We start from the raw sequence: 19782 nt of genomic DNA on the forward strand, positions 1-19782 counted from the left end.
GACATCGACCTGTCGCCGAACGGGACACGCGGCCCCGGCCGCGCCGGGGACGTCGTGCTCGAGGTCTCGGGGCTCGACGTCACCTTCCCCGGCGCGGACGGGGCCGTGCGCGCCGTCCGCGGCGTGGACTACACGCTCCATCGCGGCGAGGTGCTCGGCATCGTCGGCGAGTCCGGCTCCGGCAAGTCCGTGACCTCGCTGGCGGTGATGCGGCTGCTGCCGGACACCGCGCAGGTCACGGGCTCGGTGCGGTTCGACGGCCGGGACCTGCTCACGCTGTCCGAGCCCGAGATGACGCGGGTCCGGGGCTCCCGGATCGCCATGATCTTCCAGGACCCGATGACCTCGCTGAATCCCGTCTACACGATCGGGGCGCAGATCGCCGAGGCCGTCCGGGCCCACCGGGACGTGTCGAAGCAGGCGGCCATGGACCGCGCCGTCGAGCTGCTCGACAAGGTCCGGATCCCCCACGCGAAGGACCGGGCCGACTCCTACCCGCACGAACTCTCGGGTGGCATGCGGCAGCGCGTGGTCATCGCGATCGCCATGGCCAACGATCCGGACGTGATCATCGCCGACGAGCCGACGACCGCGCTCGACGTCACCGTCCAGGCGCAGATCCTCGACTCGCTCGCCGCGGCGCAGGCGGAGACGGGGGCCGCGATGGTGCTCATCACCCACGACCTGGGTGTGATCGCGGGCCAGGCCGACCGGGTGATGGTCATGTACGCGGGCAAACCGGTCGAGGTCGGCACGGCGGAGGAGGTCTTCTACACCCCGCGCATGCCCTACACCCTCGGCCTGCTCGGCAGCCTGCCCCGGCTCGACCGGCCCAGCGAGCGGCTCACCCCGATCCCGGGGTCGCCGCCGTCGGTCGTCGCCATGCCGCCCGGCTGCCCGTTCGGGCCGCGTTGTCCCAAGCACACCGGGCGGTGCGACGAGAGCGAGCCGGAGCTGCGCGTGACCACGGGGCCCGGGCACCTCGCCGCCTGCCACTACGCCGAGACGCTCGAGGGCCAGGAGGCGGCCGACGTGTTCGGCCGCGAGGTCGCGGACCACGGGACGCCGGCCGGGCTCGCCGCGCCGGCCGGCACGGACGGGGAGGCCGTGACGTGACCACCACCGAGACGGTGCCGACGGGCACGCGGACGCTGCTGAGCGTCCGCAACGTCGTCAAGCACTTCCCGATCCGCTCCAAGGGCCTGGTCCGCCGGCAGATCGGCGCGGTGCAGGCCGTGTCCGACGTCTCGTTCGAGATCGCCGAGGGGGAGACCCTCGGCCTCGTCGGGGAGTCCGGCTGCGGCAAGTCCACCACCGCGCGCGTGGTGCTGAACCTGCTGCCCGCGACCTCGGGCGAGGTGCTCTACAAGGGCCGGGACCTCACCAGGATCGGCCGCGGGGACATGCGCGCGCTGCGCCGCGAGCTGCAGATCGTGTTCCAGGACCCGTACGCCTCGCTGGACCCGCGGCTGCCGGTGAACGAGATCATCGCCGAGCCGCTGCGGATCCACGGGCTCTACCGCGAGGACGGCCGCGAGCAGGTCCGGCGGCTGATGCAGACCGTCGGGCTCAAACCCGAGCACGGCAACCGGTACGCCCACGAGTTCTCCGGCGGGCAGCGGCAGCGCATCGGCATCGCCCGCGCGCTCGCCCTGCGCCCGAAGCTGCTGGTGCTCGACGAGCCGGTCTCGGCCCTGGACGTGTCCATCCAGGCAGGCGTGCTCAACCTGCTCGACGAGCTGCAGGCCGAGCTGGGGCTGTCGTACCTGTTCGTGAGCCACGACCTGTCCGTCGTGCGGCACATCGCGGACCGGATCGCGGTCATGTACCTCGGCTCGATCGTCGAGACGGGGACGTCCGACGAGCTGTTCGCGGGCCCCGCGCACCCGTACACGCAGGCGCTGATCTCGGCGATCCCGCTGCCCGACCCGCGCAAGGAGCGGGCCCGGGAGCGGATCACCGTCGTCGGGGACCTGCCGAGCCCGGCGAACCCCCCCAGCGGCTGCCGCTTCCGCACCCGCTGTCCGAGATTCGCGACCGAGCTCACGGAGGCGGAGCGCACGCGGTGCGTCGAGGAGCCGCCGGCCCTGGTCGAGCGGGGGCAGGGGCACCCGGTGGCCTGCCACTACGCCGAGCGCAGGGCGATGCTGTGAGGACGTAGGCTCCCGCCGTGCTGCCCGCTCGCCGGATCCTGTTCGTCCACGCGCATCCCGACGACGAGACCCTCACCACCGGCGGTGCGATCGCCCGGTACGCCGCCGCGCCGGGCACCGTCTGCGCGGTCGTGACCTGCTCGCTGGGCGAGGAGGGCGAGGTCATCCCGCCGGAGCTGCGCGAGCTCGCGCCGGACCGCGGCGACCAGCTCGGCGGGTACCGGGTGCACGAGCTCGCCGCGGCGCTGGGGGCCCTGGGCGGCCCGGAGCACCGGTACCTGGGTGGGCTCGGACGCTGGCGGGACAGCGGCATGGAGCACGGCGAGGGCACCCGCGCGCTCACCCCGGCCGTGCTGCACCCGCGCGCCCTCGCCGCGCCGGGGGCGTTCGACGAGCAGCTCGGGCAGCTGCTCGGCGTCGTCGACGAGCTGCGCCCCCAGGTGGTGGTCTCCTACGCCGACGACGGCGGGTACGGCCATCCCGACCACGTCCGCGCCCACGAGCTCACCACGGCGGCGGCGGCCGCCCGGCCGGACGTCGTGGCCCGGGTGTTCCACGCCGTCCGGTCCCGTTCGGCACTCGACGCGGGGCTGGCGGGGATCCGGGACCTGCCGGGCATGCCGTTCCGGGTCCCGGGGCCGGACGAGCTGCCCAGCGCGCCCGACGCCGTCGTCACCACCCGGCTGGACGTGCCGGAGCACCGGGCGGCGCGCGTCGCGGCGATGCGCGCGCACGCCACGCAGATCGCGGTGTGGGAGCACGCCGACGGTGCTCGGGGCGCTGCCGGGGCCGCCGGGACCGTGGCCTTCGCGATGAGCAACGGCGTCGCGCAGCCGTTGATCGACGTCGAGGAGTACGCGATGGCGTCGGGGGCGGGCCCGACCCCGACCGACGACCTGTTCGCGGGGCTCGACTGATGCGCTGGGTCACGCTCGCGGCGGTGCTGCTGGCCGCCGTGCTGCTGACCGCGCTCGAGCTGCTGCTGCAGCCCCTGTACCTCGGACCCGTGCCGGTTCCGGTCGGCACCGTGCTGGTGCTGCTCACGATGCCCTGGTTGACCCAGGCCGCCGCGGAGGTCTCGACCGCCACCGCCGTGGCGGCGTCGCCGCTCGCCGTCTGGGTCGTGGTCGTGGGCGTGCTGGGCTTCGCGGGACCGGGCGGCGACGTGGTGCTCCCGGCCACCTGGCAGTCGCTGCTGCTGCTGGTCGCGGGCCTGCTGGCCGGCCTGATCCCGCTGCGCCGGGTCGTCGGGGCGGCCGACCGGCTGCGCGCGGGACGTTCCGCCGAGCACAGCCAGCGCTAGTGCCCTCCACCGGGTCCGAGGTAGTGGTAGCGGTGGTGCTCGGTGCAGCCCAGCCGCGCCCAGAAGGAGCGGGCGCCCTCGTTCTGCAGGTTGACCTGCAGCACCGCCCAGCGCGCGCCCTGTTCCCGTCCCCACACGGCCGCCGCCGCGGTCAGCGCGGTGCCGACCCCCTGCCGCCGGACCTCCGGACCGGTGGCGAGGCGGGACAGGTGCAGGTGGTCCTCGACGACGGCGGCCCGCAGCGCGCCCGTGGGCGTCCCGCCGGCGCCGCGCGCGACGACGAAGCCCGGTCGCGCGGCCCTGGTGAGGACGTGCCGTTCCGCGTCGCTCGCGGGGGCGCCGGTGACGGCCCACCAGTCGTCCGTCGGACCGTGGGTGAGCTCGACGTCCTCGACGGGCGGTCCGGACCCGCCGGCGGCCGCCAGCGCCGTGAGATCCGCCACGAGGACGGCGACCTCCGGCCCCGCCTGGTGGCCGCCGTCGAGCACCCAGCCCTCCCGCCGCGCGGCCTCCGACCAGGGCGACCCCATCGGCGTCTGCAGCCGCGGGACGAGCCCGTGGACGCCGGCGAACTCCCGGACCCGGTCGAGCGCGGCGGGGACGGGCAGGCCCGGGTCGCCGACCGCCAGCGCGGAGTTCGCCCGGCCCGTGAACCCGCCCGCCGCGCGCAGCCGCCAGCCCCCCAGCCGCTCGTCGACCAGGGTCGGCCAGGCGTCGGCACAGAGGTTCTCCAGGCGGGACACCGCACTCCACGAGGCGCGGCGGGCAGGGGCGGGCGGCACCACCCGCAGCGCGACGACGGCCGCGCGGTCGACCCGTACCGGCCCCTTCCGGGTGTCGACGAGGACCGTGCCGGCACCGCCGTCGGACAGCGTGCCGACGGCGTCGGTGTAGAGCGGGCGGCCCTCGCGCCCGCCGATCCGATGGCGCAGGGCGACCCGCTCGCCGAGGGCGGACTCGATCAGTGCGGCGATCCGCGCGTCGGTCCCGGAGCCGGGGGTCGCGCCGGGCGCGTCGTGAGGGGGCATGGAGTGAGGGTTGCCTTCCCGTGTGTGAGCGGTACCCGCGGGGTTAACCTGCCACGGAGAACGCCCGCGCCAGAACAGCGCCCCGCTTGTGGAGGACCTTCCGTGACGTACGTGATCGCCGAGCCCTGTGTGGACCTCAAGGACAAGGCGTGCATCGAGGAATGTCCCGTGGACTGCATCTACGAGGGCGCCCGCATGCTGTACATCCACCCCGACGAGTGCGTGGACTGCGGGGCCTGCGAGCCGGTCTGCCCGGTCGAGGCCATCTACTACGAGGACGACGTCCCCGACCAGTGGGGCCCGTACACCAAGGCCAACGCGGACTTCTTCGAGGAGCTGGGCTCGCCCGGCGGCGCCTCGAAGGTCGGGCTGACCGAGGCCGACCCGGAGCCGATCAAGAGCATGGCCCCGGTCGAGCACGACGAGTGAGGGAGCGGCAGCCGGCGAACCGTCGGCGGGGCATCGCGCTCCCCGACTTCCCCTGGGACTCCCTCGCCGAGGTCAAGGCGCTCGCCGCCGCCCACTCCGGCGGCATCGTCGACCTCTCGGTCGGCACCCCGGTCGACCCGGTCCCGGCCGTGGTCCGCGCCGCCTTGGCGGGCCCGGCCGCCGACGAGCCCGGCTACCCGACCACCTACGGGCCCGACTCGCTGCGCGAGGCGGTCGCCGAGTCGCTGACCCGCCGTTTCGGCGTCGCGGGTGCCGACCCGGCGGCCGTGCTGCCCACGATCGGCTCCAAGGAGCTGGTCGCCTGGCTGCCGACCCTGCTCGGCCTCGGTGCGGGCGACGTGGTCGCGGTGCCCGAGCTCGCCTATCCGACCTACGAGGTGGGTGCGCTGCTCGCGGGGGCGTCGGTGGTCCGGCTCGCCGACGGCGAGGCCCCGCCCGCGGGCACGAGCCTGGTCTGGCTGAACTCGCCGTCGAACCCCACCGGGCGGGTGCTCGACGCCGCCGCGCTCCGGTCCGCCGTGGAGGCCGCCCGGGCCGTCGGTGCGGTCGTGGCGTCCGACGAGTGCTATCTCGGGCTGTCCTTCGGCGCGCCGGTGGCGTCGGTGCTCTCCCCGGAGGTGAGCGGGGGCCGGCACGAGGGCCTGCTCGCCGTGCACTCGATGTCCAAGACGTCGAACCTCGCCGGATACCGGGCGGCGTTCGTCGCGGGCGACGCGGCGCTGGTGCGGACGCTCCTGGAGATCCGCAAGCACGCCGGCATGATCGTGCCGTTCCCGGTGCAGGCGGCACTCGCGGCCGCCGTGGCGGACGACACCCACGTCGCCGAGCAGGTGAAGATCTACGAGAAGCGGCGCTCCCGGCTGCGGAGCGCCCTCGAACGCGCCGGCTACCGGATCGACCACTCCGAGGCCGGGCTCTACCTCTGGACGACCGAGGGCCGGCCCTGCCGCGACACGGTCCGGTCGCTGGCCGAGCGGGGGATCCTGGTCGCGCCGGGTGAGTTCTACGGTCCGTCGGGGGCGCAGCACGTCCGGATCGCACTCACGGCCACGGACGAGCGGATCGACGAGGCGGCGCGGCGGCTCGAGGGCTGAGGGGCCCGAGCCGCCGCGGCGCCGCTCAGATCTCGGCGGCGCGGGCGGCGACGTGCTCCCACGCCGCCCACCACTCTCCCCGCTTCGCCGTCGCGCGGGCGCGCTCGCGCTCCACGAGCCGGCCCGCGACGAACACGACGTGGGCGTCGGGGTACTCGCCGAGGCCGTCGAGCAGCGTGCGGATGCGCTCCTCGGCCACGCACGCGTCCTGGTGGTCGCCGAGCACCTCCTGCAGGCCCGCGGTGGCCTTGAGCAGTCGCTTCACCCGGGCGCCGAGCATCGGTTCGACCAGCTCACCGGTGTAGCGCACCCGCTTCCCCAGGATCCGCAGGTCGTGCAGGGTCTGGTCCGGCGGGTCGTCACCGGCGCGGCGCACGGCCTTGCGCAGCCGGCGTACCTCGGCGCGCACCAGGTCGATGAGCTCCGGCTGCGCGTGGGTGGCCGAGGGGGTGGGCAGCGGCAGCCGGATCGCGTCCGCCAGCCGCTCGAGCAGGGCGCGGTACCGGCCGGACTCCAACGCGGCCAGCATCTCGGCCCGCGCCTCCTCGCGCTCACCGTCGAGCGCGGCGACGAGCTGCTCACCGGCCGCCCGCTCCCGCTCGGGCAGGGCCGCGATCTCGCCGCGCAGGCGCAGCAGCAGGACGTCCAGGTCGCGGACGGGCCCGAGGGCCCGCCCGAGCCAGCCCAGCTCCGCCCGCAGCCCGTCGGCCCAGCTGCGGTCGAGCAGCGGGCGCGCGGCCTTCAGCGCGGCGCGCATCCGCCGTACCGCGACCCGCATCTGGTGCAGGTCCTCGATGTCGCTGCCGTCCCGGGTGCCCGGGTCGTGCGCGAGCAGGGCCCGCAGCCGGAGGTCGAGGGCGGCCCGGACGTGGTGCACCGGCGAGTCCGACGGCGCGGCCGTCAGCGGGGCCGGCAGGTCGTCGTGGGTGAGGGCGAGCGGGGTCAGGCTGGGGGCGGACACGAGCGGCCACCGTAGTCGACGCAGGTGAACGCGCCGGCCCGCCGCCCCGCCGTCAGTTCTTGTGCAGGTCCTCGTTGAGCGCGATGCCCTGGCCCGTCCGGGGGAGCGCCTCCACCGCGCCGGAGACGCTGTTGCGGCGCAGCAACAGCCCGTCCTGGCCGGACAGGCTGCGGGCGGCGACCGAGGTGCCGTCCGGCAGGGCGACCTTCGTGCCCGCGGTGACGTAGAGGCCGGCCTCGACCACGCAGTCGTCGCCCAGCGAGATGCCGATGCCGGCGTTGGCGCCGAGCAGGCAGCGCTCGCCGATCGAGATGACCGCGGTGCCGCCGCCGGAGAGCGTGCCCATGATCGAGGCGCCGCCGCCGACGTCCGAGCCGTTGCCGACGACCACCCCGGCCGACACCCGGCCCTCGATCATCGACGAGCCCAGCGTGCCGGCGTTGAAGTTGACGAAGCCCTCGTGCATCACGGTCGTGCCCTGGGCCAGGTGCGCGCCGAGCCGGACGCGGTCGGCGTCGGCGATCCGGACGCCGGACGGGAGCACGTAGTCGACCATGCGCGGGAACTTGTCGACGCCGTACACGATCACCGGGCCGCGGCGGCGCAGCTTCGCCCGGACCAGCTCGAACCCGGGGACGGCGCAGGCGCCGAAGTTGGTCCAGGCGACGTTGGCGAGCAGCCCGAACTGGCCCTCGAGGCTGATCTCGTGGGGCTTCACGTGGCGGCCGGAGAGCAGGTGCAGGCGCAGGTAGACGTCGGCGGCGTCGACCGGCTTGTCGGCGAGCGAGCCGATCCCGGTGCGCACCACCTGCACGGTGACGCCGCGGTCCGCGTCCTCCCCGGCGAGCGGCTCGAGGTCGGCCGCGGTGTCGGGGGCGTCCGTGCCCAGCGCGGGGGCCGGGTACCAGACGTCGAGGACGGTCCCGTCGGCCGTGACGGTCGCCAGGCCGGTGCCGGAGGCGGGATCGGTGCGGAACTCGGTGCTCACGGGCGTCGAACGTACCCGGCCGGACCCGTCCGGCCCTCCTCCGGGTGCGGGCGAGGTGCCTGGCCGGGAAGTGTCGGGAAGAGTTGACATGTCGGAGAAGTCCGACGCATACTGGTCCCGTGCCCGACGACGTCTTCCTCGCGCTGGCCAATCCGGTGCGCCGGCGGCTGCTGGAGCTGCTGGCGGACGGTCCGCGCACGGCGGGGGCGCTCGCCGGGGAGTTCGCGCTGAGCCGGCCGGCGGTCGCCGAGCACCTGGGCGTGCTGCGGCGCGCCGGGCTGGTGCGGGACGAGCCGGAGGGGCGGCGGCGCCACTACCACCTGGAGCCGCGGCCGCTGGCCGAGATCGGCGAGTGGCTCGCGCCCTTCGAGCACTACTGGCGCGGTCGGCTGAAGGACCTCGCCGGGTTCGTGGAGAACGAGATGCCGGACGAGAGTGAGGACCGATGACGGGCAGCCTGAGCGCGGCCGTGACCGTGGACCAGTTCGTCGCCGGCCCGCCCGCGAAGGTGTGGCGGGCGCTGACCGAGCCCGAGCTGCTGGCGCGGTGGTGGGCGCCGGGGGACGTCGCGGCCGAGGTCGGGCACCGCTTCACCTTGCGGATGCCGGGCTGGGGCGACGTGCCCTGCAAGGTCCTGGAGGTCCGCGAGCCGGAGCGGTTCGTCCACACGTTCCACGGCGCCTGGACGCTCACCTGGACGCTGGTGCCCGAGGGCCGCGGGACCCGGCTGGTCCTGGAGCACTCCGGCTTCGACCTCGACGACCGGCAGGGCCGCTTCGCGTTCGAGCGGATGGGTCCGGGCTGGCGGGACGAGGTGCTGCCCCGGCTGGCCGCGCTCGTGGAGGAGACGGCGGACGCGGCACCTTGACCCCCGTGGCGGAGACGGCGGACCCCGCACCCTGACCCCCGTGGAACAGTAGGGCCCGTGAGCGCCCCGACCGTCGCCCTGGACCTGACCGAGGACCCCGCCGCGCTGACCGCCGCGCTCGTCGACGTGGCCAGCGTGTCCGGCGAGGAGCGGGTGCTGGCCGACGCCGTCGAGGCCGCGCTGCGCACCCAGGCGCCGCACCTCGAGGTCCTCCGCGACGGCGACGCCGTGCTCGCCCGCACCCACCTCGGCCGCGAGCGACGGGTCCTGCTCGCCGGCCACCTCGACACCGTGCCGATCGCCGGCAACGTGCCGAGCCGCCGGGAGGGCGACCTGCTCTACGGCTGCGGGACGAGCGACATGAAGGCGGGCGACGCCGTGTTCGCGCACCTCGCCGCCACCCTCACCGAGCCGCGGCACGACCTCACGGTCGTGTTCTACGACTGCGAGGAGGTGGAGGCCGTGCGCAACGGCCTCGGCCGTCTCGAGCGGAACCACCGGGACTGGCTCGCCGCCGACCTCGCGATCCTCGGCGAGCCCACGGACGGCGAGGTCGAGGCGGGCTGCCAGGGCACCCTGCGCGTCGAGGCCCGGACTCGCGGTCGTCGGGCCCACTCGGCCCGATCATGGTTGGGGGACAACGCGATCCATCACGCGGGCGAGGTCCTGCGCCGGCTGGGCGACTACACCCCGCGGCGGGTGACCATCGACGGCTGCGAGTACCGCGAGGGCCTGCAGGCGGTCCGGGTCGCCGGGGGCGTCGCGGGCAACGTGGTGCCGGACGAGTGCGTCACGACGATCAACTTCCGGTTCGCCCCGGACCGCTCCGTCGAGCAGGCCGAGCAGCACGTCCGCGAGGTGCTCGCGGGTGTCGAGGTCACGCTCACCGATTCCTCGCCCGGCGCGCTGCCGGGTCTGTCCCAGCCCGCCGCCCAGGAGTTCCTCGCCGCCACGGGCGCGACGGCGCGGGCCAAGTTCGGCTGGACGGACGTCTCCCGCTTCGCCGCCCTCGGCATCCCGGCGGTCAACTACGGGCCCGGCGACCCCGACCTCGCGCACACCCGGGACGAGCACGTCGACGTCGGCGTCATCGCCCGCTGCACGGAGGTACTGCGCACGTTCCTGCGCTGACCGGCCCGGAGGGGCCCCGGCCTGACCCCGCACGTTCACGCCCGCTCCGTACGCTGGCGCTCATGAGCGTCAACGGGTCCGGGTCCCGTCCGGACGAGCGGCTGCGCGGCCCGGTCGTGCTGCGCCGCGAGCAGAAGCTCGAACCGACGACCACCGATCAGCGCCTGCTCGACTCGCGGGGCCCCACCGACTGGGTGCACACCGACCCCTGGCGGGTCCTGCGGATCCAGGCGGAGTTCGTCGAGGGCTTCGGCATGCTGGCCGAGCTGCCCCGCGCCGTCACCGTCTTCGGCTCCGCCCGCACCCCGCGCGACCACCAGGAGTACGCCGCCGGCCGGGCGCTCGGCACCGCGCTCGCCGAGGCCGGCTACGCCGTGATCACCGGTGGCGGGCCGGGCGCGATGGAGGCGGTCAACAAGGGCGCCCAGGAGGCGGGCGGGCTGTCGGTCGGGCTCGGCATCGAGCTGCCGTTCGAGCAGGGCCTCAACGACTGGGTCGACCTGGGCATCAACTTCCGCTACTTCTTCGTCCGCAAGACGATGTTCGTCAAGTACTCCCAGGCCTTCGTCTGCCTCCCCGGCGGCTTCGGCACGTTCGACGAGCTCTTCGAGGCGCTCTGCCTGGTGCAGACCAAGAAGGTCACCAAGTTCCCGGTGGTGCTGCTCGGGCGGCACTACTGGCAGGGGCTCTACGACTGGATCTCCGGTCCCGTGCTCGAGTCCGGCAAGATCGGCGAGAAGGACCTCGAGCTCCTGCACGTCACCGACGACGTCGACGACGCGGTGAAGGTGGTGCACGAGGCGTACCGGGCCTGGGAGGAGGCGCACTGATGGCGGTCGACGGGATCGCGACCGAGCGGGGAGGGCGCGACCCGCACGCCGTGTGCGTCTACTGCGGCTCCTCGGACGGTGTGCCGCGGCGCTACCTGGACCTCGCCGCCGAGACCGGGACCGCGATCGCCGCGCGCGGCTGGTCGCTCGTGTCCGGTGGCGGCCGGCGCTCGATGATGGGCGCCGTCGCGATCGCGGCGCGGCAGGGCGGCGCGCGCACCCTCGGCGTCATCCCGCGCTCGATGGTGGAGCGCGAGTGGGCCGACCACGACTCGGACGAGCTGCTGGTCACCGAGACCATGCGCGAGCGCAAGGCCGTGATGGAGGTGCACGCCGACGCCTTCCTCGCCCTCCCCGGCGGCCTCGGGACCTGCGAGGAACTGTTCGAGGTGTGGTCGGCCGGCGGGCTGGGGCTGCACGGGAAGCCGGTCGTCCTGCTCGACCCCGACGGTCACTGGACCGGCCTGCTCGACTGGGTCTCCGGTCTGGTCGAGGCGGGGTTCGCGAGCCGTGCGCCGCTGGAGCGCCTCGTCGTGGCCCGCACGGTCGACGAGGCGCTCGACGCCTGCGCGCCCACCCCGGCATCCGCCCCCGCGGGCGCCCCGGGCTCGCCGCCTCCGGCACCCGCCTCCGCCGACGGCACATCCGTGTCACGATCGCAGGCGTGAGCACGCCCGCAGTCCCGCCGTTGCGCTTCGGCACCCGTACCCCGGCCGGTGACCGGGCGCTGGTGATGGCGATCGTCAACCGCACCCCGGACTCCTTCTACGACCGCGGCGCCACCTTCGCCGACGACGCCGCGCTCGCCCGGGTGGACGCCGCCGTCGCGGACGGCGCCGACATCGTGGACATCGGCGGGGTCAAGGCGGGCCCCGGTGCCGTCGTCGACGTCGAGGAGGAGGTCCGCCGGGTCGTGCCCTTCGTGGTCGCGGTGCGCGAGCGGCACCCGGAGGTCGTGATCAGCGTGGACACCTGGCGCGGGGAGGTCGGCAGGCTCGCCGTGGCCGAGGGCGCGGACCTGCTCAACGACACCTGGCAGGGTGCCGACCCGACCCTGGCGGAGGTGGCCGCGGAGACGGGCGTGGGAATCGTCTGCTCGCACACCGGGGGAGCGGTGCCGCGCCGCCGGCCGCACCGGGTCCGCTACGCCGACGTCGTCGCGGACGTGGTCGCCGAGGTCACCCGCCAGGCCGAGCGACTGGTGGCCCGGGGCGTGCCGCGCGAGGGCATCCTCGTGGACCCGACGCACGACTTCGGCAAGAACACCTGGCACGGTCTCGCCCTGCTCCGGCACTGCGACGCCCTGGTGGCGACCGGATGGCCGGTGCTGATGGCCTTGTCGAACAAGGACTTCGTAGGCGAGACCCTCGGCGCGGGCGTCGACGGCCGGCTGGAGGGCACACTGGCGGCGACCGCCCTGGCGGCGGCCGCCGGCGCCCGGGTCTTCCGGGTGCACGAGGTGGGCGAGACCCGGCGCGTGCTCGACATGGTGGCGTCGATCCGGGGTACCCGGCCCCCGGTCCGCGCCGTGCGGGCGCTCGCATAGAAAGGGACCCGAATCACCCGGAAGAATGGTTTGAGCGTCCATGCTACGCCGTTACCGGAACCGAATCGATGCTCTTAACGGCTCCGTAACCCACCGAGACCCCTGCAGTAATCGGGGCCAGAACTAATCGTGCCCGGCCGGTGCTCACCCGCCGCGGCGCCCGGCCCGCTCCATCGAGTTGTCCGTCCGTCCCTCGCGTAGACCACGCCCGAGACCGACCCGAGGAGAACCATGATGCCCAACACCGAGGACTGGTTCGCCCGTCGCACCTGGCAGACACCCGACTGGACCGTCGAGGACCTGATCGCCGCGAAGCGCGGCCGGAAGGTCTCCGTCGTGCTCCCCGCGCTGAACGAGGAGGCGACGATCGGGGCCATCGTCGCCGGGATCCGGCCCTTCACCGAGGGGGACCGGCCCCTGGTCGACGACCTGCTGGTGATGGACTCCGGCTCCACCGACGACACGATCGCCCTCGCCCGGGACAACGGTGCGCGCGTCGCGCTGCGCACGGACGTCGTCCCCCACCTCGAGCCGGTCCCGGGCAAGGGCGAGGTGCTCTGGCGGTCGCTGGCCGCCACCGACGGCGACGTCATCTGTTTCATCGACTCGGACCTCGTCGACTTCGACCCGGGATTCGTCCCGTCGCTGCTCGGCCCGCTGCTGCTGGCCGACGGCGTGCACCTGGTCAAGGGCTTCTACCGGCGCCCGCTGCGGCTGGAGGTGAGCGACGCCGGCGCGCTGGACCACGGCGGCGGCCGGGTGACCGAGCTGGTCGCGCGTCCGCTGCTGTCGGCACTGCGTCCCGAGCTCGCCGGGATCGTCCAGCCGCTGGGCGGGGAGTACGCGGGCACCCGCGAGCTGCTCGAGTCTGTGCCCTTCGCCACCAGCTACGGCGTGGAGATCGGGCTGCTGCTCGACACCGTGTCCGGCTTCGGGCTCGACGCGATCGCGCAGGTCAACCTGGGCGTCCGCAAACACCGCAACCGCAACCTGATGGACCTCGGGGTGATGTCGCGGCAGATCACCGCCACGGCCCTGCGGCGCTCCGGGCTGCCGGACACCGGGGCCGCACTCACCCAGTTCGTGCAGGTCGGCGGGGAGTGGGTGCCCAACAGCCGGGAGCTCGACCCCACCGAACGACCGCCGATGCGCACGCTCGTCGCCGCCCCGGACCAGGTCGCCTGAGGGCGACCGGCCCCCACGCGGCTCGCGCGCCGTCCCCCGCCCGTGATGTGATTCCCGGGTGGGGACCGCGCTCATCTACCTGCTCGTCGTCGCGGTGGTGGCGGCAGTGGTGTTCGTGCTCGCCGGGCTCGTGTTCGGCCGCGGCGAGGAGCTGGCCCCGCTCGCCCCGAGCGCCACGCCGACCCGGCTGCCCGCCGACGCGGTCCGCGGCGAGGACGTCCGTGACCTGCGTTTCCCGCAGGTGCTGCGCGGCTACCGGATGGGTGAGGTGGACTGGGTGCTCGACCGCCTGGCCGAGGAGCTCGACCGGGTCGCGGACGAGTGCGACCGGCTGACCGACGAGCGGGACGCCCTCGCCCTGCGGGTGCGCGAACTCGAGGCCGGCGCCCGGCCGCGGGTGGAGGGGGACCGGTGAGGGCGCGCCGCGACCTCGTCGTCGCCGTGGACGTGGCGGCCCCGGCGGCGCGGGTCTGGGACCTCGTCACCGACTGGGAGCGGCAGCGGGAGTGGATCCTGGCCACCCGGGTGCGGGTGGTGTCCGGCGACGGCCGGTCCCCGGGGTCCGTCGTCCTGGCCGTGACCGGCGTGGGCGACGTCGGCGTCGTCGACACCATGAGCGTCACCGCCTTCCGGCCCGCCCCGGACGGCGGTGGACGGGTCGACGTCCGGCACACCGGACTCGTCGTGACCGGCGACAGCTCGTTCGTCGTGACCGCGCAGGGCACCGACCGCAGCCGCTTCACCTGGACCGAGGGCCTGGAGCTGCCGTTCGGCCGGCTCGGGGCGCTGGGCTGGCCGCTCGTGCGGCCCGTGACCGCCGCGGGCTTCCGGCTGTCGCTGCGCCGGCTCGCCCGGCTCGCCGAAACCGTCGGACCCGCCGCGTAGCGTCCCGTTCGTGACCGGTTCCGTGTCCGACGGGGTGAGCCGCTGCGGCTGGGCGACCTCCGCGCCCGACTACGTCGCCTACCACGACGAGGAGTGGGGCTTCCCGCTGCACGGTGAGCGCGCCATGTTCGAGCGGCTCACCCTGGAGGCGTTCCAGTCCGGGCTGTCGTGGCTGGTCATCCTGCGCAAGCGGCCGCACTTCCGGAAGGCGTTCGCCGACTTCGACCCCGCCGCCGTCGCGGCGTACGGGGACAGCGACGTCGCGCGCCTGCTGGGCGACGCGGGGATCGTGCGCAACCGCGCCAAGATCGAGGCGACACTGGCCAACGCCCGCGCGGTGCTCGCGCTGGACACCCCGCTCGACGATCTGCTCTGGTCCTTCGCCCCCGCGGACCACGTCCGCCCGGCCACGCTCGCCGACGTCCCGGCCGTCACGCCGGAGTCGACCGCCATGGCGAAGGCACTCAAGCGCCGCGGGTTCCGGTTCGTCGGACCCACCACGTGCTACGCGTTGATGCAGGCCGCGGGGCTGGTCGACGACCACGTCGCGGACTGCTTCCGGGCGGCCGGACCAGGCGCGTCGGCGAACCCCGCGTCCACGCCGGACTAGCCTTGCGCGGTGCGCGACAGCGCGGTTGCGCTGGGTGAACGCGACCCGATTGATCGCCTCGGTTGCGTGTCGAGATCGGCGATGGGGAAGAATGAGGGCCACCATCCCGCCTGTGCGCGCTCCCCAGCGCATCGGCGCCCTGCACGAGACGACAGACGGAGGGAGCAGGACATGGCGGCGATGAAGCCCCGGACCGGCGACGGACCCCTGGAAGTGACCAAGGAGGGCCGGGGCATCGTGATGAGGGTGCCGCTCGAGGGCGGCGGCCGCCTCGTCGTCGAGATGACGCCCGAGGAGGCCGAGAACCTCGGAGAGGCCCTACGGGGCGCGACGGGCTGAGGCCCGCCCTCCATACGGCCGACCGGCGGCGGTCCGGGTCTCGTCAGGCCCGGACCGCGTGCAGGTCGCGGATGCGCACCCCCGAGGCCTCCGCGACGGCGCCCGGTCCCGCCGGGAACACCCGCACCGGCTCGACCGGGATCGTCAGCATCTCGATCGACATCGCTCCGCACGCACACTTCTGGTAGCGCACCAGGCCCTCCGAGGTGTGGTGCGTGGAGAGTGTCGTGGCGTCGGCGGTCGGTCCGCACTGCGCGCAGCGCATGGATGCCCTCGATTCGGTAATATGCATCCGTCGTTGACGGCTTACAGTCGAGGGTAGCAGGTGTAAGGGGCCAGTGGATTTCATCGGTTACCGGAGTGACGCGCTCGGGGCGGCCGTCGCGCTCGTGAACACCGTGACCGCGCGGGCGCGCGGCAGCGTCGAGGAGGCGGCGCAGCCGGACCAGCTGCGGCGCGTCCTGGTGGAGCACGGGTACGTGGCCGGGCGGGCGCCCGCGTCGGTCGAGCCCGCGCTGCGCGGGTGGGCCGGGCGGCTGCGGACCGTCTTCGACGCCGACGACCTCGACACCGCCGCCGCAGCGGTCAACGCGCTGCTCTCGGAGGTCCGGATCGGGCCGCACCTCACCCGGCACGACGGGCAGGGCTGGCACCTGCACTACTCGCCGCCCGACGCCGCCGTGCTCGACCGGTTCCGCTCCACCACCGCCTTCGCGCTGGCGATGCTGATCTCGGAGTACGGCCTCGACCGGCACGGGCGCTGCGCCGCCGACGGGTGCGAGCGGGTCTTCGCGGACACCTCTCGCAATGCCGCTCGCCGCTACTGCTCCCCGGCCTGCGCCAACCGTTCCGCGGTCGCCGCGCACCGGGCCCGTCAGCGCTCCGCCCGCTGAGAGAGCCCCGAAACTGCCGACTCGGGGAAGCCCAGAGCCCGACTCGGGGAAGCTCAGGGCGCGACTCGCGGGAGCCCAGGGCGCGACTCGCGGGTTACAGGCTGCGGTAGATGGCGACGGTGCGCTCGGCGGCGGTGGCCCAGGCGAACTCCCGCACCGCCCGCTCGCGCCCGGCCCGTCCCATCGCCGCGGCCCGCTCGGGGTCGCGGACCAGCTCGTTGACCGCGGCGGCCAGGCGGGTGCGGAAGGCGGGGACGGCGTCCTCGTCGTAGTGCGCGAGGAGCCCGGTCTCGCCGTCGGCCACGACCTCGGGGATACCGCCGACGTCCGACGCCACCACGGCCGTGCCGCACGCCATCGCCTCGAGGTTCACGATCCCCAGCGGCTCGTACACCGAGGGGCACACGAACACCGTCGCGGCGGACAGCAGCTGCCGCACCTCCGCGGTCCCCAGCATCCGCCGCACCCAGATCACCCCCGGGCGCGAGGCGGCGAGCTCACCGACCGCCTTCTCCGTCTCCTCGGCGATCTCCGGGGTGTCCGGCGCGCCGGCGCAGAGCACGATCTGCGCCTCCTCGGCGACGTCGTGCGCCGCGGCGATGAGGTGCGCGAGCCCCTTCTGCCGGGTGATCCGCCCGACGAACACCACACTCGGCCGGTCCGGGTCGACCCCGTTCGCGACCAGCGCCTCCCGGCCCGGGTCGGGCCGGTAGAAGTCCGTGTCGATCCCGTTGTGCACCACGTGTACCCGGCCGGGGTCGAGCGAGGGGTAGCAGTCCAGGACGTCCCGGCGCATGCCGTCGCTGACCGCGATGACGGCGTCGGCGCCCTCGTAGGCCGTCCGCTCCACCCAGGACGACAGCCGGTACCCCCCGCCGAGCTGCTCGGCCTTCCACGGCCGCCGCGGCTCCAGCGAGTGCGCCGTCACCACGTGCGGCATGCCGTAGAGCATCTTCGCGAGGTGGCCGGCCATGTTGGCGTACCAGGTGTGCGAGTGGGCGACGTCCGCGCCCTCGATGCCGGCGACCATGGTCAGGTCGGTGCCCAGCGTCTGCAGCGCGGCGTTCGCCCCCGCCAGCCCCCCGGGCGTCGGATAGGCCCGGACCCCCTCGCGCGGTGGCCCGTCGGGGGAGCCGAAGCAGTGGACGTCGACCTCGGCGAGGGCGCGCAGCGCGGGGACGAGGTGGGCGACGTGCACCCCCGCCCCACCGTAGACGTCCGGGGGGTACTCGCGGGTGAGCAGACCGATCCGCACGCGGCCACACGCTATCGGTAGACCCGCACGGGCACAGCACGGAGGAGTCGGTTCCGTATGGCCGGGTACACCCCCGGCGCACTAGGGTTCACGCTCGAGAGGCCCCGGCGCCGACAGGGCGGCCGGCAGGACCGTCCACCCCGGTCCGACACGGGACCGCGGTGCGACGAGGGACGGGGGACAGCGGTGACGACCTCCTCGCGGATGCTGGGTCCGGGCGGCATGCCCGCCAACGTCCTGGGCATCGTCCTGGCGGGGGGTGAGGGCAAGCGGCTCTGGCCGCTCACCGCGGACCGGGCGAAGCCTGCGGTGCCGTTCGGCGGCAACTACCGGCTGATCGACTTCGTGCTGTCGAACCTGGTCAACGCCGGGATACACCAGATCTGCGTGCTCACCCAGTACAAGTCGCACTCGCTGGACCGCCACATCTCCACCACCTGGCGGCTGTCGAGCGTGCTGGGCCAGTACATCACCACGGTGCCGGCGCAGCAGCGGCTCGGCCGGCGCTGGTACACCGGCAGCGCCGACGCGATCTTCCAGAGCCTCAACCTGGTCTACGACGAGCGGCCGGACTACATCGCGGTCTTCGGCGCGGACCACGTCTACCGCATGGACCCGAGCCAGATGATCGCCCAGCACATCGCCACCGGTGCGGGGGTCACGGTCGCGGGCATCCGGGTGTCCCGGATGGAGGCCAAGGCCTTCGGCTGCATCGACTCGGACGAGAGCGGCAAGATCGTCGGGTTCCTGGAGAAGCCGTCGGACCCGCCGCACGTGCCCGACGACCCCGAGGTCACCTTCGCCTCGATGGGCAACTACGTGTTCACCACGGACGCCCTGATCGACGCCCTGCGCGCCGACGCCGAGGACGGCGACTCCGACCACGACATGGGCGGCGACATCATCCCGCGCCTGGTCAAGGACGGCGACGCGCACGTCTACGACTTCGCCGACAACGTCGTCCCCGGGGCGACGGACCGGGACGCGGGCTACTGGCGGGACGTCGGGACGATCGACGCCTACTACGACTCGCACACCGACCTGGTGAGCATCCACCCGGTCTTCAACCTCTACAACATGCGCTGGCCGATCCGGACGGCCACGCCGCCGCTGCCGCCCGCCAAGTTCGTGGAGGGCGGGATCGCGCAGGACTCCATCGTCGGTGCGGGCTCGATCGTCTCGGGCGCGATCGTGCGCCGGTCCACGATCAGCCCCGGGGTGACCGTGCAGGCGGGCGCGGAGGTCTCCGACTCGGTGATCATGCCGGGCGTGCGCATCGGCCGGGGAGCGGTGGTGCGCCGCGCGATCCTGGACAAGAACGTCGTGGTGCCGGACGGTGCGCTGATCGGCGTGGACCTGGCGCTGGACCGGGCACGCTACACCGTGAGCCCCGGCGGGGTGGTCGTGCTGGGCAAGGGCGTCACCGCCCTCTAGCAGAGCGCCCGGCGCGGTCACCGCCGGGTGGCCACCAGCAGGCCGTCGCCGAGCGGGAGCAGGGCGGGTACCAGCCGCTCGTCCTCGCGCACCTGCCGCGCCACCTCGCGCAGGCCCGCCGCGGCGCGGTGGGCCGGGTCGTCCCCGTCGGCGGCCGGGTCGCCCGCCTCGCGCTCGGCCACATCGAGGGTCCCGGCCGCCAGCACCCCGTCGAGCACCAGGACGCCGCCCGGACGGAGCAGCCGGATCGCCTCGGCGAGGTAGTCCGGGTAGTCCGCGGCGCCGGGTGCGAGCCGGGCCCCGCCGCCGCTGCGTGCGACGTCCACCAGGACCAGGTCGTAGCCCCCGTCCGTGAGCCGGGGGAGCACCTCCAGCGCCAGCCCGTTGATCAGGCGCAGCCGCCCGGGCCCGTGCCCGGCGTCGAGGAAGGAACGGCGCGCCGCCCGCTGCAGCTCCGGATCGACGTCGATCGAGGTCAGCGTGCCCTCGGCGGCCATCCCCCGGAGCAACCAGAGTCCGGAGACCCCGGACCCGGTGCCGATCTCGACGACGGCCCGCGCCGCGGTGGTCGCAGCGAGGAGGGCGAGCGCGGCGCCGGTCCCCGCACTGACCGGGTCGGCCCCCGCCGCCAGGCCGCGAGCACGCGCGTCGCCGAGTACCTCGTCCTCGGCCAGGTAGCCGTCCACGTCGGCCGCAGTGGCGGTCATGGGCGTTGAACATACTGGTCGAACGTCTCGGCACCGTGCCGGAACGGGAGGTGATCACTCTCCCGGCGGGTTCACAGGTTCTTCTCAGACGGTTATCACGCTCCTGTCACGGGCATCCGGCA

The 19782-nt window shown here is 74.4% G+C and carries 25 protein-coding genes; 19 read left to right on the top strand and 6 right to left on the bottom strand.

Features of this window, described 5'->3' with window-relative positions; translation table 11 throughout:
- Window positions 1-9: 9 nt before the first annotated feature.
- From ACL02T_RS05495 to ACL02T_RS05510, 4 genes are read left to right on the top strand one after another with little or no spacing between them, the layout of a single operon-like run.
- Window positions 10-1116, top strand: a complete 1107-nt coding sequence (locus ACL02T_RS05495; protein WP_412829760.1) for an ABC transporter ATP-binding protein — start codon at window positions 10-12, stop codon at window positions 1114-1116.
- The gene (locus ACL02T_RS05500; RefSeq protein WP_412829563.1) at window positions 1113-2153 is read left to right on the top strand and encodes an ABC transporter ATP-binding protein; all 1041 of its coding nucleotides are present in this window, start codon (window positions 1113-1115) and stop codon (window positions 2151-2153) included. Before ACL02T_RS05495 ends, ACL02T_RS05500 begins: the two co-directional genes overlap by 4 nt.
- A 17-nt stretch (window positions 2154-2170) precedes the next feature.
- Window positions 2171-3070 carry an N-acetyl-1-D-myo-inositol-2-amino-2-deoxy-alpha-D-glucopyranoside deacetylase gene (gene mshB / locus ACL02T_RS05505; protein WP_412829564.1) on the top strand — a complete coding sequence of 300 codons (900 nt, stop codon included), beginning with the start codon at window positions 2171-2173 and terminating at the stop codon, window positions 3068-3070.
- Window positions 3070-3456, top strand: a complete 387-nt coding sequence (locus tag ACL02T_RS05510; protein WP_412829565.1) for a hypothetical protein — start codon at window positions 3070-3072, stop codon at window positions 3454-3456. Before mshB ends, ACL02T_RS05510 begins: the two co-directional genes overlap by 1 nt.
- Here the strand turns inward: ACL02T_RS05510 and ACL02T_RS05515 are convergent.
- The gene (locus ACL02T_RS05515; RefSeq protein WP_412829566.1) at window positions 3453-4484 is read right to left on the bottom strand and encodes a GNAT family N-acetyltransferase; all 1032 of its coding nucleotides are present in this window, start codon (window positions 4482-4484) and stop codon (window positions 3453-3455) included. The two genes, ACL02T_RS05510 and ACL02T_RS05515, sit on opposite strands and share 4 nt — an antisense overlap.
- Window positions 4485-4586: 102 nt before the next feature.
- Here ACL02T_RS05515 and fdxA point away from each other — a divergent pair, with 102 nt between their 5' ends.
- Window positions 4587-4913 carry a ferredoxin gene (gene fdxA / locus ACL02T_RS05520; protein WP_412829567.1) on the top strand — a complete coding sequence of 109 codons (327 nt, stop codon included), beginning with the start codon at window positions 4587-4589 and terminating at the stop codon, window positions 4911-4913.
- Window positions 4910-6028 carry a succinyldiaminopimelate transaminase gene (gene dapC, locus ACL02T_RS05525; RefSeq protein WP_412829568.1) on the top strand — a complete coding sequence of 373 codons (1119 nt, stop codon included), beginning with the start codon at window positions 4910-4912 and terminating at the stop codon, window positions 6026-6028. Before fdxA ends, dapC begins: the two co-directional genes overlap by 4 nt.
- A gap of 25 nt (window positions 6029-6053) precedes the next feature.
- Here dapC and ACL02T_RS05530 read toward each other — a convergent pair whose 3' ends face one another.
- Both ACL02T_RS05530 and dapD read right to left on the bottom strand, forming a co-directional pair.
- On the bottom strand, window positions 6054-6989 hold the full coding sequence (locus ACL02T_RS05530; protein WP_412829569.1) for a CHAD domain-containing protein: 936 nt from the start codon (window positions 6987-6989) through the stop codon (window positions 6054-6056).
- A gap of 52 nt (window positions 6990-7041) precedes the next feature.
- Window positions 7042-7977 (bottom strand): 2,3,4,5-tetrahydropyridine-2,6-dicarboxylate N-succinyltransferase, encoded by a 936-nt coding sequence (gene dapD, locus ACL02T_RS05535; protein ID WP_412829570.1) that lies wholly within the window; start codon window positions 7975-7977, stop codon window positions 7042-7044.
- Between the two features lie 119 nt (window positions 7978-8096).
- Here dapD and ACL02T_RS05540 point away from each other — a divergent pair, with 119 nt between their 5' ends.
- The 11 genes from ACL02T_RS05540 (at window position 8097) to ACL02T_RS05590 (ending at window position 15371) form a co-directional block, all read left to right on the top strand.
- Window positions 8097-8426 carry an ArsR/SmtB family transcription factor gene (locus tag ACL02T_RS05540; protein ID WP_412829571.1) on the top strand — a complete coding sequence of 110 codons (330 nt, stop codon included), beginning with the start codon at window positions 8097-8099 and terminating at the stop codon, window positions 8424-8426.
- Window positions 8423-8845, top strand: a complete 423-nt coding sequence (locus tag ACL02T_RS05545; protein ID WP_412829572.1) for an SRPBCC family protein — start codon at window positions 8423-8425, stop codon at window positions 8843-8845. The genes ACL02T_RS05540 and ACL02T_RS05545 overlap by 4 nt, the downstream gene beginning before the upstream one ends.
- A gap of 57 nt (window positions 8846-8902) precedes the next feature.
- Window positions 8903-9976 carry a succinyl-diaminopimelate desuccinylase gene (gene dapE / locus ACL02T_RS05550; protein WP_412829573.1) on the top strand — a complete coding sequence of 358 codons (1074 nt, stop codon included), beginning with the start codon at window positions 8903-8905 and terminating at the stop codon, window positions 9974-9976.
- Window positions 9977-10038: 62 nt separating this feature from the next.
- The gene (locus ACL02T_RS05555; RefSeq protein ID WP_412829574.1) at window positions 10039-10806 is read left to right on the top strand and encodes an LOG family protein; all 768 of its coding nucleotides are present in this window, start codon (window positions 10039-10041) and stop codon (window positions 10804-10806) included.
- The gene (locus tag ACL02T_RS05560) at window positions 10806-11474 is read left to right on the top strand and encodes an LOG family protein (protein WP_412829575.1); all 669 of its coding nucleotides are present in this window, start codon (window positions 10806-10808) and stop codon (window positions 11472-11474) included. The genes ACL02T_RS05555 and ACL02T_RS05560 overlap by 1 nt, the downstream gene beginning before the upstream one ends.
- A 65-nt stretch (window positions 11475-11539) precedes the next feature.
- On the top strand, window positions 11540-12352 hold the full coding sequence (gene folP / locus ACL02T_RS05565; RefSeq protein WP_412829761.1) for a dihydropteroate synthase: 813 nt from the start codon (window positions 11540-11542) through the stop codon (window positions 12350-12352).
- Window positions 12353-12583: 231 nt separating this feature from the next.
- Window positions 12584-13537 (top strand): glucosyl-3-phosphoglycerate synthase, encoded by a 954-nt coding sequence (locus ACL02T_RS05570; protein WP_412829576.1) that lies wholly within the window; start codon window positions 12584-12586, stop codon window positions 13535-13537.
- Between the two features lie 58 nt (window positions 13538-13595).
- Window positions 13596-13952, top strand: coding sequence for a DivIVA domain-containing protein (locus ACL02T_RS05575; RefSeq protein WP_412829577.1), 357 nt, complete (start codon window positions 13596-13598; stop codon window positions 13950-13952).
- Complete coding sequence (locus ACL02T_RS05580) at window positions 13949-14422, top strand: SRPBCC family protein (protein ID WP_412829578.1); 474 nt, start codon at window positions 13949-13951, stop codon at window positions 14420-14422. The genes ACL02T_RS05575 and ACL02T_RS05580 overlap by 4 nt, the downstream gene beginning before the upstream one ends.
- Window positions 14423-14432: 10 nt before the next feature.
- Window positions 14433-15032, top strand: a complete 600-nt coding sequence (locus ACL02T_RS05585; protein WP_412829579.1) for a DNA-3-methyladenine glycosylase I — start codon at window positions 14433-14435, stop codon at window positions 15030-15032.
- Between the two features lie 171 nt (window positions 15033-15203).
- A complete protein-coding gene (locus ACL02T_RS05590; protein WP_081923922.1) occupies window positions 15204-15371 on the top strand; it encodes a DUF3117 domain-containing protein in 168 nt (55 codons plus the stop codon).
- Window positions 15372-15414: 43 nt separating this feature from the next.
- On the opposite strand, the gene ACL02T_RS05595 is transcribed toward ACL02T_RS05590, so the two are convergent.
- Window positions 15415-15636 carry a hypothetical protein gene (locus ACL02T_RS05595; protein ID WP_412829580.1) on the bottom strand — a complete coding sequence of 74 codons (222 nt, stop codon included), beginning with the start codon at window positions 15634-15636 and terminating at the stop codon, window positions 15415-15417.
- Window positions 15637-15709: 73 nt separating this feature from the next.
- Here ACL02T_RS05595 and ACL02T_RS05600 point away from each other — a divergent pair, with 73 nt between their 5' ends.
- On the top strand, window positions 15710-16264 hold the full coding sequence (locus ACL02T_RS05600; RefSeq protein WP_412829581.1) for a CGNR zinc finger domain-containing protein: 555 nt from the start codon (window positions 15710-15712) through the stop codon (window positions 16262-16264).
- Window positions 16265-16358: 94 nt separating this feature from the next.
- Here the strand turns inward: ACL02T_RS05600 and glgA are convergent, their stop codons facing one another.
- The gene (glgA, locus tag ACL02T_RS05605; protein ID WP_412829582.1) at window positions 16359-17519 is read right to left on the bottom strand and encodes a glycogen synthase; all 1161 of its coding nucleotides are present in this window, start codon (window positions 17517-17519) and stop codon (window positions 16359-16361) included.
- A gap of 204 nt (window positions 17520-17723) precedes the next feature.
- On the opposite strand from glgA, the gene glgC reads away from it, so the two are divergent.
- Window positions 17724-18953 (top strand): glucose-1-phosphate adenylyltransferase, encoded by a 1230-nt coding sequence (gene glgC / locus ACL02T_RS05610; RefSeq protein ID WP_412829762.1) that lies wholly within the window; start codon window positions 17724-17726, stop codon window positions 18951-18953.
- Window positions 18954-18970: 17 nt separating this feature from the next.
- Here glgC and ACL02T_RS05615 read toward each other — a convergent pair whose 3' ends face one another.
- Complete coding sequence (locus ACL02T_RS05615; RefSeq protein ID WP_412829583.1) at window positions 18971-19660, bottom strand: O-methyltransferase; 690 nt, start codon at window positions 19658-19660, stop codon at window positions 18971-18973.
- Window positions 19661-19782 lie beyond the last annotated feature (122 nt).

Origin of the sequence: Pseudonocardia oceanicola (assembly GCF_047200735.1) — a bacterium.
Taxonomy (GTDB): domain Bacteria; phylum Actinomycetota; class Actinomycetes; order Mycobacteriales; family Pseudonocardiaceae; genus Pseudonocardia.

What these genes read in the sequence shown, in the direction of transcription:
- ACL02T_RS05510 (WP_412829565.1), top strand. Translation starts at nt 3,070, where the DNA reads ATGCGCTGGGTCACGCTCGCGGCGGTGCTGCTGGCCGCCGTGCTGCTG.
- ACL02T_RS05515 (WP_412829566.1), bottom strand. Translation starts at nt 4,484, where the DNA reads ATGCCCCCTCACGACGCGCCCGGCGCGACCCCCGGCTCCGGGACCGAC.
- ACL02T_RS05545 (WP_412829572.1), top strand. Translation starts at nt 8,423, where the DNA reads ATGACGGGCAGCCTGAGCGCGGCCGTGACCGTGGACCAGTTCGTCGCC.
- ACL02T_RS05555 (WP_412829574.1), top strand. Translation starts at nt 10,039, where the DNA reads ATGAGCGTCAACGGGTCCGGGTCCCGTCCGGACGAGCGGCTGCGCGGC.
- ACL02T_RS05560 (WP_412829575.1), top strand. Translation starts at nt 10,806, where the DNA reads ATGGCGGTCGACGGGATCGCGACCGAGCGGGGAGGGCGCGACCCGCAC.
- folP (WP_412829761.1), top strand. Translation starts at nt 11,540, where the DNA reads ATGGCGATCGTCAACCGCACCCCGGACTCCTTCTACGACCGCGGCGCC.
- ACL02T_RS05570 (WP_412829576.1), top strand. Translation starts at nt 12,584, where the DNA reads ATGATGCCCAACACCGAGGACTGGTTCGCCCGTCGCACCTGGCAGACA.
- ACL02T_RS05590 (WP_081923922.1), top strand. Translation starts at nt 15,204, where the DNA reads ATGGCGGCGATGAAGCCCCGGACCGGCGACGGACCCCTGGAAGTGACC.
- ACL02T_RS05595 (WP_412829580.1), bottom strand. Translation starts at nt 15,636, where the DNA reads ATGCGCTGCGCGCAGTGCGGACCGACCGCCGACGCCACGACACTCTCC.
- glgC (WP_412829762.1), top strand. Translation starts at nt 17,724, where the DNA reads ATGCTGGGTCCGGGCGGCATGCCCGCCAACGTCCTGGGCATCGTCCTG.
- ACL02T_RS05615 (WP_412829583.1), bottom strand. Translation starts at nt 19,660, where the DNA reads ATGACCGCCACTGCGGCCGACGTGGACGGCTACCTGGCCGAGGACGAG.